Here is a 13,337-nt window from a genome sequence, read left to right as displayed (position 1 = left end):
GGGTTTCGTGATCACCTCGCGACACTCGCTCCGACTGTTCGGAACGCCGTGGGGCGAACCGCATCGCGCACTGTCCGAGGGTGCCACCGCGGGGCGTCGGATACGTGCACGGCGTCTCGAAGCTCCACTGACGGCCCGGCCGCCGAAAGGCGACCGGGCCGTTGCCATGCGATGAGGAGGCAGGCGAGATCAGCGTTCGTGGGTTTCCTCCAGCACGGTCCGGCCCACCAGGGCGTAGCGGTCGGGGGAGCGGCGCTTGAGATATTCGGCGAAACCGAAGCCGCCCAGGGCGATCGCGGCCACCAGCCACGGGGTGGCCTTCAACACCAGGGAGCCGGATTCGGTGCCCGCGGCGGTGCCCATATTGAGGACCAGCAGCAGCACCACGCCGATCATGGCCAGACCACCCAGCAGCGGGGCGAGGAAAGTCCGGAACCAGTGCCGGGTTTCGGGATGGTTGGTGCGGAAGTAGTTGAGGACCGCGAACGAGCAGGTGGCCTGGACCACCAGGATCGCCATCGTGCCGAGAATCGCCAACAGCGTGTAGGTGCCGGAGTACGGGTCCTTTCCGGCGATGCCGAAACCGGCCACCAGCGCGATCGCGACGACCGTCTGCACCAGACCCGCGATGTGCGGCGACCCGTGCTTGGGATGCGTCCGGCCGACCGTGCGCTTGAGCACCGGGAACACGCCCTCCCGGCCGAGCGCGTACAGGTAGCGGGCCGCGCAGTTGTGGAAGGCCATGCCGCAGGCCAGCGATCCGGTCATCATGAGCCACTGCATGGCGCTCACCGCCCAGTGCCCGACATAGGTCTGGGTCGGGTGGAAGAACACGTCCATCGGATTGTCGGACCCGGCCAGCTGGGCGGATTCGGCGATGCCGTTGCCGGACATGGCCATCCAGGACACGAACACGTAGAAGATGCCCACGCCGATGACCGCGATCATGGTGGCCTTGGGGATGATCCGCTTGGGATCGCGCGACTCCTCGCCGTACATGGCCGTCGACTCGAAGCCGACCCACGACCAGAACGCGAAGAACAGACCCAGCCCCGCCGACGGCCCGGCGAAGGCATTGATCGGATTCAGCGGCGCGAACGAGAACCCGTGCGGCCCACCGCCGTGCAAGGCCACCGCGACACCCATGATCGCCAACACCAGACACTCGGTGCCGAGCAGCACCACCAGGAACTTCTCCGCCACGGCCACCCCGAACCAGGTGCCCATCGCATTGATGGCCAGCATGATCACGGCGAACACCCACCACGGCACATTCCAGCCGAACTGCGCCGCAACGGTATTCGCGCCGAAGCTGGAGAAGATGCCGACCAGCGAGCCCTCGAACACCATGTACGCGAAGGTCGCCAGCAGCCCCGACGCCAGCCCGGCCGAACGGCCCAGGCCGAAGGAGATGAAGCCGTAGAACGCGCCCGTCGCCGTGATGTGCTTGCTCATGGTGGTGAAGCCCACCGAGAACACCGCCAGCACCACCATGGCGATGAGGAAGGCGGCGGGCGTGCCCTTGCCGGTGCCCGCCGAGATCATGAAGGGCACATTGCCGGTCATGGCGGTAATGGGCGCGGCCGTGGCGATGGCCATGAACACGACGCCGAGCAAGCCCACGGCATTGGCTTTCAGCCGGTGTACCCCGTCGGGTGGTGCGGCCGCGGGTGGCGCGGCGGTGGCGCGGTCGATCTGCTGCGTCATGGATCCGTCTTTCTCCTGCTCCCGCACCCGAATCCCCGGGTGACGGGTTCACTTCCAATGCGGCGGAACGCTATAGACGGTCTGTAACAGGGGCGGGCGTTCGACGGTGTCCCTCGTCGAGAAAGCCGCGAGAGTTTTCTCTCGCCTCGCGACAAGCGGTCGTTACCGGCGTTTACGTCGGCGCAATACGCGTCGGCGACGCTGTGGCAAATCCCTGGCGAGAGAGAGGCGTGTGCGGATGAGATCGGCCCCGCCGAGCCCATTGCCCGTGGTCGAACGATCGCCGCTGCGGGGATTGACCCGGCGCGAACTGCCTTTCGTTCCGGTGTTCGCGCAGTCGGTGGCGGCCATCGCCCCGTCGGGGACGGCGGTGGTCACCCCGGCCTTCGTGATCGGCGCGGCCGGGGGCGGGGCGAGCATTGCCGTGTTCCTCGCGGCGGCCCTGTTGGCGTGGGCGGTGGCCCTGGTGATTCGGCCGATGGCGCAGCGGCTGGCGGTGACGGGCGGGCTGTACACGTATGTGGCGAAGGGGCTCGGTCCCGCCATCGCGGTACCGACCGGGTGGTCGGCGATTGTCGGGTACGCCAGCGTCAGTGTGTCCGGGTTGATCTCGGTGGGCATCTACTTGAATCAGATGGCGGTCACCGCAGGCCTGGCCGGATTCGGCGGGACCGCGGCGATCGTCGGGCTGCTGCTGGCCGCGGCGGCGGTGGCGGCGGTCCTCATGGTGCGCGGCATTCGACTGTCCGCGTCGGTGACGCTGCTCATCGAATGCGTCTCGGTGGTCACGGTGCTGGTGGTCATGGGCTATCTGTTGACCCGCGACGCGCACCGGCCGCGGCCGGAGCCGGTGTTCGAATGGCACGGCGGCACCGGCACTCTCGCCCTGAGCGCGGTGGTGGCCATCAGCGCCTTCGTCGGCTTCGAGAGCGCGACGACCCTGTCCGCCGAGGCCTATCGGCCGTTCCGCTCGGTGCCCCGGACCCTGATGTGGACACCGGTGGCCGCGGCCGTCATCTACCTGTTCGCGGTCGCGGCGCAGGCGGTGGCGTTGACCTGCGCGCCCGCGGGCACCGCCACCAGTTCGACTCCCGTCACCGACCTGTTGATGCTGGACAACTCCGAATTCCTCGTGGTGGTCCTGGATCTCGGGGTGGCGGCCTCGTTCTTCGCGTGCACCGTCGCCTCGATCAATGCCCTGGTGCGGGTGCTGTTCACCATGGGCCGCGAGGGCATCGCACCCGCCGCCGTCGGCCGTGCGCACCCCCGTTTCCACACGCCCGCGCCCGCCATTGTCGCGGCCGTGGGTGCCGTGGCCGCCTGCGCGCTGTGGTACCTGCTCTCGGGAGCCGAACCCCAGGACGGGATTCGCAGCTTCCTGACCTTGAGCGCGCTCGGCTACCTCGGCTCGTATCTGCCCGCCTGTCTGTCCACGCCCGCGCTGCTGCGCCGCATCGGCGAATCCAGCCGCCGCCTGGCCGTGCTCGGCTCGGTCACCGCGGTCCTGCTGGGCGCGCTCATGGTCGCGGCCGCCGTCTCGGCCCGCAATGACAATGTCACCGTGGTGATCGCCTACGCCGCGATCATGGCGGCCGCGGCGCTGTTCACCCTCGCGCTTCGGGTGTTCGCGCCGGATCGGTTGCGCGGCATCGGCATCTACGACGAGCCGCGCCCCGAAGACCTGCTGCCCACCGTGACCTTCCGGTAGCCGCCATGCCGGATTCGCGTCGCACCAATACCGTCTCCAACTCCATCGCCATTCTCGAGGCGGTCGCCGACTGCGGGGTGGGCGTCACCGCCAAGGAGATCGCCGAGCGCCTCGGCATCGCGCCCGCCACCACCTATCGGCTGCTGAATTCCCTTGTGGCCGACGAATATCTGGTGCGCACCGCCGATCTGCGCGGGTTCGCGCTGGGCGCGCGGCTGCGCGGATTCGCGGCGGCGGTGAACGTGCCCGCTGTGCCCACCGCCGCGCGCGGGTTGCTCGACGAATTCCGGGCCTCGACCCGATTCGCCGTGCACCTCATGCACTTTCGGCCCGCCGCGGTCCAGGTGCTCAGTGAGGATCCCGACCATCCGATCCCGGGCGAGCGGGAGCTGTCGCGGCATCTGCACGCGTCCGCGGCGGGCAAGCTGCTGCTGGCCTCGCGGACGGAATGGCGCACGCTGGTCGCGCATCCGGTGCGGATCGCCGCGCGCACCAAGGTCGATCACGCGGCCCTGGCCGGGGACCTGCAGGCCGTCCGCGACACCGGATATGCCAGGGCCGCAGACGAACTCGTGCCCGGTGTCGCGTGTTTGGCCCTGCCCATCTACAACGGCACCGGCACGCTGTCCGGCGCGTTGTGTCTGACCGGGCCGAGCAATCGGCTGCCCGCGCTGGAATCGCATCGCGACCCCGCCCGCGACTGCGCCACCCACCTCGGCCCGCTGCTGTATTGATCCCCGCGCCGCGAAAAATCGGTGGCTTCGATCGGATGGGCGCTCCTAATCTGGGACGACATTCGATGTGGAAAGGACCAATTGGAAGCGACTGTCACGGTGACTCCGGATCAGTTGCCGGAGCTGCTGCTGCACGTCGCGGTCGTGCGTCCGGTATTTCTGTGGGGAGCCCCCGGAATCGGGAAGAGCTCGCTCGTGCGCGATTTCGCCGAGAGCCTCGGGCTGGAATGCGTCACGCTGCTGGGGACCCAGCTGGCGCCCGAGGATCTCATCGGTGTGCCGCAGATCGTGGAGAACCGCAGCCGGTTCGCGCCGCCGGAGATGATCGCGCGCGACCAGCCGTACTGCCTGTTTCTCGACGAACTCAATGCCGCGCCCGCGGAAGTACAGAAATCGTTCTACTCGCTGATTCTGGATCGGCGCGTGGGCAATTACGAATTGCCCGCCGGATCGGTGGTGATCGGGGCCGGTAATCGCGCGACCGACAACGCGCTCGCCCGGCCGATGGCCTCGGCGCTGGTGAATCGCATGGTGCACGTGCATTTGCGCGCCGACGTGGACGACTGGCTGAAATGGGCCAGTACCGGCGGCATTCACCCGTGGGTGATCGAATACCTCATGCAGCGGCCCGATCACCTGTGGTCGCAGCCGCCCAAGACCGAGCAGCCGTTCTCGACGCCGCGCGGCTGGCACATGCTCTCCGACGCGCTGCACTCCTACGGCGAGGGCATCGACGACACGGTGCTGTGGGTGCTCGCGTCCGGAATCCTCACCACCGCACACGCTTCCGGGTTCCGCGCCTTCGTCAAGACCGTGCGCCACGCCTTCGATCTGGAGGCCGTCATCAAGGGCGAGGTCGGCTGGCCGCGCGAACCCGCCGACCGTGACCTGCTCTACTTCCTGTCCGAGGCCTTCCGCGCCCGGCTGATCAAGGAGCTGCCCGCCTCCCGCGAGCACGCCTCGCCCGGCATCAAGCGATTCTCGTTGCGCGCCAAGACGATGCTCACCGAGCTGGCCGAAATCTCGGTCGAGTGCGCGCAATTGGTGATCGCCTCCGACGATCAGGGGCTGCCGGTGCTGCCGTCCTGGTTCCTGGTCGAGATCACCCGCGATCTGCCGCGACTGGCCGCGCGGAGGTGAACCGTGCCCGGACGGTCGAATCGCAAGCGCGGCAAGGTGGTCGACCCGTGGCGTGAGAACCTGGTCAACGGCTGGGCGCAGGTGCGTCAGCACGCGGTCTTCCGGCGGCTGCGGAACGGGCTCAGCGAGGCGGATGGCCAGCTGCCCGAGGACGTGTGGGCGGTCATTTCCGACTGGGGCACGATCACCTACAACCCGAAGCGGCGCGGCACCGCCGAGGAATGGGCATGGGTGTTCGCGCATCTGCTCCTGCACGCGGGCTTCGGCCACCTCGATCCGCGCAACGCACCCGAGCGTGCATTGGAATCGAACTCCTACGCGCGCACCTGGCTCACGGCCGCGCACCAGCCGCATCCGATCTATCGTGCCGCCTGCTGCACGGTGATCGACCAGTACTTGGTGACCTTGAAGCTCGGCCGCCCGCCGGTGGACCTGCCGCCCGCGCCGGGCGGTGCCGACGAACTGGCGCTGGCGCGGCGGTGGTGGCAGGTCGGCGTCCCGGAACCCTACCGGCGCAACGAGTATCCCGACTTCTTCGTCGGCAGCGTGGAGGTCGCGAGCAAGCGCGACCATCAGAAACTCTTCGCGACCGGTATCGGCGACGCCGCGCGCGAGGCGCTCGAGGTGGCGGGGCGAGATGTCACGCGTGGGCAGGTCAAGACCATGCGGGTGTGGGACCGGGCGTTGAACTGGTTTGTCTCCTCGTATCCGCTGCTGGGTGCGCTGGCCGCCGGGATGAAGATCGTCGCCGACGCGGATCTGGCGCGCGGCTGGGATATTTCGATCGCGGCGGTCAATGCGGAGGCGGCCGAGATCTACATCAATCCGCTGGCCGGGCTCTCCGACGAGGAGTGGAAGTTCGTCCTCGCGCACGAAATGCTGCATGCCGCACTGCGTCACGGGGAGCGCGCGGGGTGGCGCGACCACTACCTGTTCAATGTCGCCTGCGATTACGTGGTCAATGGCTGGCTCGTCGAGATGGGCGTGGGGCAGCTGCCCGAGGGGCTGCTCTACGATCCGCAGCTGAAAGGGCTGTCCTCCGAACAGGTTTACGACCGCATCGCCTCGGATCTGCGGCGGCTGCGCAAGATCGCCACCCTGCGCGGTCGCGGCAAGAGCGACATCTTCGGAGAACCGTTGCCGCACGGGCAGACTCCGGGCCGCTACCTGGATCTGGACGATTATTACCGCAATGCGCTGAGCACCGGGCTGGCCTTCCACCAGTCCAGCGGCCGGGGCCTGCTGCCCGCCGGACTCGAGCAGGAGATCCGCGCCCTCGATCAGCCCCCGCTGCCGTGGGATGCCCAGCTGGCGCAATGGTTCGACGAACACATCCCGGCCGTGGAGAAGCGGCGCAGCTACGCCCGCGCCTCCCGCCGCCAGTCCTCGACCCCCGACATTCCCCGGCCCGCCTGGGTGCGGCCCGAGGAATCGGTGCGACTGCCGACCTTCGGCGTGGTGCTCGATACGTCCGGATCCATGTCGGCCGAACTCATGGGAAAAGGCCTGGGCGCGATCGCCTCCTACGCCACCGCCCGCGACGTCCCGCGCGCCCGGGTCGTCTACTGCGACGCCGCCGCCCACGACGCCGGATACCTCCCCGTCGACGAGATCGCCTCCGGCGTCCGGGTCCGCGGGCGCGGCGGCACCGTCCTGCAGCCCGGCATCCGCCTCCTCGAACGCGCCGACGACTTCCCACCCGACGGCCCGATCCTGGTCATCACCGACGGCATGATCGACGTCCTCCGCATCCGCCACGAACACGCCTACTTGATCCCGGCCGGTGCGTCACTCCCGTTCCGCCCGCACGGCCCGGTCTTCCGAATCCGCTGATTCCCCAGCGTCTTCGAGCTAGTCGTTGGGCTGGCTGTCGCCCACATGGGCCTCGAGGGCGCTGAGGCGGGCGTCGAAGCCGCGCATCTCCTGGAGGATGCCGCGCATGGCCTCGGTCATCTGCTCGACCGAATGGCGCAGCAGGTTCAGGTTGGCGCGTAAGTCGGCGATGGGGTCGATGGGGTCGGCGTTCGGGCGGGGCCGCATGCGGGTACTCCTCTGTTCATTCGTACGCGTAGCAACCCTTCAGGGCGATGGCGGCGAGCGAATCGGCCGGGTAATCGGTCATCAGTGGCGGTGCCGGGGCGGGGGATTCGGCAGCGCAAGGGCGGACGTGCCCGGGCGTGAGCGGTGTCACCATGGAGGGTGGGGCCGGTCGCCGCGGTGAGAGGTGGTGGGGTGTGGCGGAATTCGTGGAGCGGTACGGGGCGGTGCGGTGGATCGCGGTGATCGCCTTCTGCCTGGCGGCGGCCCTGGTGGTGGCCCGGCTGGGGCGACACCGGCCCGGGGTGCGGGAATGCGCGGATCAGGAGTCCGATGCCGCGCACCTGGTGATGTGCGGGGTCATGTTGGGAATGTTGGTGTTTCCGACGGCCGTGGCACCCGACGCGGTGCGCGGGGTGCTGACGGCCATGGTGGTGGTGTATTCACTGGTGCTGGGCGAACGGGTGTTGCGGTGGCGGAATGGGATTCCGCGGTGGCGCAATGGGATCGCGGACACCGACCGTGCGGGAGGCGGGGTCGGGGCGTTCGTGTATCACGTGATGGCGGCCGCGGCCATGTTGTATGCGATGAGCGGGCACGGGTCGCCCGGGCACGCCATGTCTTCGCCGGGGCACGCCATGGCCTCGTCGGGGGCGGCGATGTTCGGGCACGGGGGGCCCGCGTCCGGGCTCATGCTCGCGCTCGCGGCGCTGTTCACCGTGGACGCGCTCGTCATGTCGGTGCCCGGTCTCCGGAATCGTTTGCCGCGTGTGTTCCCGCATCCCGCCGGTGCGGCCGGATCGCTGGCCGTGGTGCCGCACCTGGTGATGGATCTCGGTACCGCCTACATGCTCGTGGCCGCCGCGGTCGCCTGACCCGGGGGCCGTTCGACCTGATCACCGTCGCTCTGGTGAGATGGTGAGGTTAGGTCGGTGCGCCCGGACGGGTGTGGCCGGTATCGGGTGATGGAGGTGCACTGGATGGGTTCGCTGTGGCATGGCTTCGCCGATATGGGTGCGGTCGAGCGGGACGGGGCGTTCGTGGTGGCCCGCGGCGAGGGCGCGGTCATCTGGGACGAGGGTGGCACGCAGTATCTCGACGCCACCGGCGGACTCTGGTTCGCCAATGTCGGTCACGGTCGACGCGAGATCGCCGACGCGGTGGCCGCGCAGCTGACCCAGGTCGCCCACTACTCCAACTTCGGTGACCTGGCCTCCCCGGTGACCCGCGAGCTGGCCGAGCGACTCTCGGCGCTGGCCCCCGTGCCCGGCAGCAAGATCTTCTTCACCTCCGGCGGCTCCGACGGCGTCGACACCGCCGCCAAGCTGGCCCGGCGCTACTGGCAGGAGATGGGCCGCCCCGAGAAGACCATCCTGGTCGGCCGCCAGAAGGCGTACCACGGCATGCATGTCGGCGGCACCTCGCTGGCGGGCATCCCGGTCAATGCCGAGGGCTACACCGGCGTCTTCATGCCCGACACCCGCACCATCGAATGGGATCAGGCCAAGGCGCTCAGCGCGCTCATCGAGGAGGTGGGCGCGGATCGCATCGCCGCCTTCTTCGCCGAACCCATTATCGGCGCGGGCGGCGTCTACCTCCCGCCCGAGGGCTACCTGACCGAGGTCCGCCGGATCTGCCGCGACAACGACATCCTCTTCGTCGCCGACGAGGTCGTCACCGGCTTCGGCCGCATCGGCGGATCCTGGTTCGCCTCTTCGCGTTTCGGCCTAGAGCCCGACCTCATGACCACCGCCAAGGGCCTCACGTCCGGCTACGTCCCCATGGGCGCGGTCTTCATTGCCCCCCACATCGCCGAACCGTTCTTCTCCGGCGGCACCTGGTGGCGGCACGGCTACACCTACGGCGGCCACGCCGGTGCGGCCGCCGCCGCCATGGCCAACCTCGACATCTTCGAGCGCGAAAACCTCCTCGACGCCAGCAAAAACCTCGAATCCCTCCTCCACCAGTACTTCTCCCCCCTGGCCGACCACCCCCGAGTCGCCGAGGTCCGCAGCGGCCTGGGCGCGGTCGCCGCGGTCCAACTCGCCGACCCCGCCGAAGCCCTCCCCTTCGTGAAAACCCTCCGCTCCCACGGCGTCTCAACCCGAGCCGCCGGTCAGGGCGCCCTCCAAATCTCCCCGTCCTTCGTCATCACCGAGACTCAGGTAGCGGAGATGGCCGACCGCTTCGCCAAGGCCCTCGGCTAGGTCACGGAGACGGACTACTGGCAGCCCGGTGCGATCCCCGCGCGGTCGGTCAGCGGCGGCGGGGTGAAGCCTGGCGGCCAGTGGTTTTCGTCGTTGGCGAACAAGTCCTGGACGGTCACCTGCGACATATCCAGGCCCGTCAGGTCTGTCTGCCGGATATCCATCGCATGCAAGGTCGTAGAGCCCACCTTGACGTTCGTCAATCCGGTTCGTTTCAGGTACCCGCCATCGAACGTCGCGCCCCGAAGGTCGTCACCGGTGAGGGACGTGTAGGTCAGGATGGTGCCCGCGAAGCAGGCATTTCGAAAGTCGGTGTCGGTGGTTCGCGCTCCGACGAAACTGACGTCCTGAAACCGTGATCCCACAAAGGTCGACGCCTTGATTTCGGCGTTCATGAGCCCACTCCGGGTCAGATCGACATTGCGGAAGTCCAGGTTCATGAGCTGGGCATAGTTCAGGCACGTCTCCGAAAGGTCGACAGGTTCCTCGGCGGGCGAGTCCCGATGGCCGATGACGGTCAGGGCGGCCTGAATGTCAGGTGTTATCTTTCCGTCCGAATTGCATTTGTAGGAATCCATTTGGCGCGGAACCTCCGCCGGGTAGGCGGCGTGCGTCCTGACATAGGCGCCGATGATCTCGAAGGCGACCGATCGATTCTCGATCGAATCATGCGCGAGCTGCCCCAGCAGATAGATCCCACCCATGCGGGCATCGAGGCCCTGATTGTCGAGCTCCTCAACGGCTTTCGCCAACCGGTCGGTGATCTCGGTCTGCTGCGCGAGCACCAATTGCCTATTGCTCGCTTCGATTTGCCGATTCGTCGCCTGCAAGGAGTGATCGGTGAACCAGAACCCGACCAGGACACCCACGGCCGTGACGACGGCCCCGAGTTTGAGCCATCCGTCCCATGTGACGGCCTTGCCTATGGTGTTGCCCACCTTGCTGATACGGCTCGGGTCCGACTGTTCGTCAGGCCGGTTCAGTCCCGCGGATACTCTCGCGAGACGGCGACGCCTGGGCGGTGTAGCGCTGTTCACCCCCGTCATGATCGCAGTGCGACCGGGCCACGGCCAGCAGCCCGATCAGGACCGCGCCGCCGCAGGGACGTGTCGTAGTTTGGCCACGGCCAGCACCCCGATCGCGATCGCGCCGAGGGCGGCGATCCAGGCGGTGACGTGGATGCCGTGGACGAAAGCGGTTCGGGACGTGGACAAGACGGCCGAGGCGAGGTCTGTGGGGAGGGTTTCGGAGACCTGGACGGCCTCGCCGAGGGTGTTGCGGGCGGCGTCGGTGGCGGGGAGGTGGTGGGGGAGGGTGGTGGCCAGGTCGGTGCGGTAGATGGCCAGGCCTATGGTGCCGAGGATCGAGATGCCCAGGGCGCCACCCAGTTCGGAGGCGGTTTCGGAGAGGCCGGAGGCCGCGCCGGACTGTTCGGGGGGTACGGAGCCGACGATCAGTTCGGTGGTGATGCCGAAGATCGGTGCCAGGCCGAGGGAGATGATGAACGAGGCCAGGACCGCAAGGGCCGGGCCATCGTCGGTCGACAGTCGCGTCAGTAGGAGCAGGCCGCTGGCGGCCAAGGCCATCCCGGCGGCGATGAGGTAGGCCGGGCGCAGGACGCGCACGAGATACGGGGCGGCCTGGGCTCCGAGGACGGAGGCAAGGCTGGTGGGGACCATGGCCAGGCCGGTCTGGAGGGGCGTCAGGCCGAGGACCAGTTGGAAGTATTGGGCTACGAACAGTAGGTAGCCGAAGAGCACGAAAACCGCGATCACGTTGATGCCCAGCGCGGTTCGGAACCTGCCCACGGCGAAAAGTCGCAGGTCGAGCAGGGGGTCGGGGCGGGTGAGCTGACGGCGGACGAACAGCGCGCCCGTGACCAGTCCGACGAGGGCCGCTGCCACGGGCAGCGGGCCGATGCCGTCCTGGGCGATCTTTTTCATGGCCAGTACCAGCGAGATCATGGTGATCACGCTCAGGGCGGCACCGGTCAGGTCGAGCCGACCGGCCTCGGGATCACGGAATTCGGGCAGGACGCGGGGGCCGAGGATCAGCAGCAGGGCCATGACCGGGACGGCCAGGAAGAAGACCGAACCCCACCAGAAGCGTTCCAGCAGAATGCCGCCCAGCAGCGGGCCCGCGATGCCACCGGCGGAGAAGGCACTCACCCAGGTGCCGACGGCCAGCGCGCGCTGGCGGGGATCGCGGAACATGGTGAAGATCAGCGACAGGGTCGAGGGGGCGATGGTGGCTCCGGCGATACCCAGCAGGGCCCGGCAGGCGATCAGACATTCGGCGTTGGGGGAGAAGGCCGAGACAATGGAGACGGTGCCGAAAACCGCTGCGCCGAGCAGTAATAGACGGCGACGGCCGATGTGGTCGCCGAGGGTGCCCATGGTGAGCAGCAGACCGGCCAGCACGAAACCGTAGATGTCGATGATCCACAGCAGCTCCGAGCTGCTCGGGCGCAGGGCCGCGCTGATCTTCGGTACCGCCAGGTCCAGCACCGTCAGGTCCATGGCGTAGACCAGGCAGGCCAGGGTCAGCACCCAGAGGCCGATCCACTCCCGCCGTCCCGCACGGTCGTCTCGCGGAGGGGCGGCCGGTGGCATCACTGTGGTCTCCACGAGGAATCGTCCCTTCGGGGGCGGACGAGCTGTTGCCGATGGTGACGGTGCGAGCTCCACAATTTCATCGCCCACCGACGTACGCTGCGGAAATGACCGAGTTCGAGAGCTACCGCGCCAACCTCGAGGTGGTCGATCTCCAGCCGACCGTCGAGTTCCTGCGGGACGTGCTGGGGTTTGTGGTCGAGGTGCACGAGCCCGAGATGGGGCTGGCGCTGCTGCGCCGGGACGGGGTCGGGCTGGGCATCGTCCGCACCGAGAATCCCGCTGTCAATGAGACCACCGCCGGGTACGTTGGCGTGCGTGATGTGGACGCGTTGCACGACCACTGCGTGTTACGCAAAGTGGATATTGTTATGCCGCTCACCGAACACCCTTGGGGGCTGCGGGATTTCGTGCTCCGCATCCCCGGTGGGCATCGTCTCGCGTTCGGGCAGCGAATCGGTTAGATCGTTCGGGCAGCGAATCGGTTAGATCTGGATCGGATGGTCGGCGACCACGCGTCCGCCGACGCGGGCCCAGCCGTCGGAATCCCATTCGGTGAAGATCTGCGAGCCCTGCCCCTGGGTGATGTTCAGGCCGCGGGTGAGCAGGGCGGTGAGGCGAATGGCGGCCGCGCCGGTGGCCTCGTCCTCGGGAAGTCCCATGGCGGGGGCGAACATTCGCGCGCGCACCGCACCGCGCGACTCATTGGTCCAACCCCAGCAGTAGTGCTTGCCCTCGGGGAAATCGGCCGGGTCCAGGGTGGCGATCTCGGCCGCGTCCTCGAACTGGTGGAATTCGAAGGTCGGGGCCCATTCGGCGCGGGCCCGCGCCCAGGTCATGCCGTCGGTGACGGCGACCTCGACCGGACCGGCGGGCACATCGAGAACCTTCACCGGATGTTGCTGCTCGTTGAGCCACCACGCCGCACCGACGCTGGGGTGTCCGGCGAACGGCAATTCCACGGCCGGGGTGTAGATGCGCATGGTGGCGCGCCCGTCCCGCGGATCGTGGAGCACCACCGTCTCGCTGAAACCGACGCGTGCGGCCAGGGCCTGGTGGTCGGCGTCGGCGACCGATGAGTACCGCGCGATGCCGAGCGGATTGCCGAAACGTCCGGCCTGGTCGGTGAACACGCGGACGACTTCGATTTGAGCGCCATCGCTTTCCGGAACGGTCATGGCAGTCGAGCTTA

At 68.2% G+C, this 13,337-nt stretch carries 12 protein-coding genes; 7 read left to right on the top strand and 5 right to left on the bottom strand.

The genetic code is table 11. The features are described 5' to 3' along the window. Positions 1–189 precede the first annotated feature (189 nt). Positions 190–1,707: an APC family permease gene (locus tag VMT40_RS08320; protein WP_326357403.1), complete on the bottom strand. Its 1,518-nt coding sequence runs from the start codon at positions 1,705–1,707 to the stop codon at positions 190–192. A gap of 268 nt (positions 1,708–1,975) precedes the next feature. Between VMT40_RS08320 and VMT40_RS08315 the strand changes: the two genes are divergently transcribed. The 4 genes from VMT40_RS08315 to VMT40_RS08300 all read left to right on the top strand — a co-directional run bounded on the left by VMT40_RS08315 (position 1,976) and on the right by VMT40_RS08300 (position 7,122). Further along, complete coding sequence (locus tag VMT40_RS08315; RefSeq protein ID WP_326357402.1) at positions 1,976–3,415, top strand: APC family permease; 1,440 nt, start codon at positions 1,976–1,978, stop codon at positions 3,413–3,415. A gap of 5 nt (positions 3,416–3,420) precedes the next feature. Next, positions 3,421–4,149, top strand: a complete 729-nt coding sequence (locus tag VMT40_RS08310; RefSeq protein WP_326357401.1) for an IclR family transcriptional regulator — start codon at positions 3,421–3,423, stop codon at positions 4,147–4,149. Positions 4,150–4,230: 81 nt separating this feature from the next. Then, the gene (locus VMT40_RS08305; RefSeq protein ID WP_326357400.1) at positions 4,231–5,289 is read left to right on the top strand and encodes an ATP-binding protein; all 1,059 of its coding nucleotides are present in this window, start codon (positions 4,231–4,233) and stop codon (positions 5,287–5,289) included. 3 nt (positions 5,290–5,292) lie between these two features. Beyond that, entirely contained in the window at positions 5,293–7,122 is a 1,830-nt protein-coding gene (locus VMT40_RS08300) for a vWA domain-containing protein (protein ID WP_326357399.1), read from the top strand. Positions 7,123–7,140: 18 nt separating this feature from the next. Here VMT40_RS08300 and VMT40_RS08295 read toward each other — a convergent pair whose 3' ends face one another. Beyond that, positions 7,141–7,329 carry a hypothetical protein gene (locus VMT40_RS08295; protein WP_326357398.1) on the bottom strand — a complete coding sequence of 63 codons (189 nt, stop codon included), beginning with the start codon at positions 7,327–7,329 and terminating at the stop codon, positions 7,141–7,143. Between the two features lie 137 nt (positions 7,330–7,466). On the opposite strand from VMT40_RS08295, the gene VMT40_RS08290 reads away from it, so the two are divergent. Further along, complete coding sequence (locus VMT40_RS08290; RefSeq protein ID WP_326357397.1) at positions 7,467–8,201, top strand: DUF5134 domain-containing protein; 735 nt, start codon at positions 7,467–7,469, stop codon at positions 8,199–8,201. Between the two features lie 105 nt (positions 8,202–8,306). Further along, complete coding sequence (locus VMT40_RS08285) at positions 8,307–9,533, top strand: aminotransferase family protein (RefSeq protein WP_326357396.1); 1,227 nt, start codon at positions 8,307–8,309, stop codon at positions 9,531–9,533. A 14-nt stretch (positions 9,534–9,547) separates the two neighbouring features. Here VMT40_RS08285 and VMT40_RS08280 read toward each other — a convergent pair whose 3' ends face one another. Together VMT40_RS08280 and VMT40_RS08275 are read right to left on the bottom strand one after the other, a co-directional pair. Further along, the gene (locus tag VMT40_RS08280) at positions 9,548–10,579 is read right to left on the bottom strand and encodes a pentapeptide repeat-containing protein (RefSeq protein ID WP_326357395.1); all 1,032 of its coding nucleotides are present in this window, start codon (positions 10,577–10,579) and stop codon (positions 9,548–9,550) included. A gap of 36 nt (positions 10,580–10,615) precedes the next feature. After that, on the bottom strand, positions 10,616–12,160 hold the full coding sequence (locus VMT40_RS08275) for an MFS transporter (protein WP_326357394.1): 1,545 nt from the start codon (positions 12,158–12,160) through the stop codon (positions 10,616–10,618). A 92-nt stretch (positions 12,161–12,252) separates the two neighbouring features. On the opposite strand from VMT40_RS08275, the gene VMT40_RS08270 reads away from it, so the two are divergent. Next, on the top strand, positions 12,253–12,609 hold the full coding sequence (locus VMT40_RS08270; RefSeq protein ID WP_326357393.1) for a VOC family protein: 357 nt from the start codon (positions 12,253–12,255) through the stop codon (positions 12,607–12,609). 21 nt (positions 12,610–12,630) lie between these two features. Here the strand turns inward: VMT40_RS08270 and VMT40_RS08265 are convergent, their stop codons facing one another. Next, positions 12,631–13,323: a PhzF family phenazine biosynthesis protein gene (locus VMT40_RS08265; protein ID WP_326357392.1), complete on the bottom strand. Its 693-nt coding sequence runs from the start codon at positions 13,321–13,323 to the stop codon at positions 12,631–12,633. Positions 13,324–13,337: the final 14 nt, after the last annotated feature.

It is taken from the genome of Nocardia sp. CDC160 (genome assembly GCF_035818795.1).
Lineage (GTDB): Bacteria > Actinomycetota > Actinomycetes > Mycobacteriales > Mycobacteriaceae > Nocardia.
Note: the sequence above shows the minus strand (reverse complement) of the source record. Positions and strands in the feature narration are given on the sequence as shown.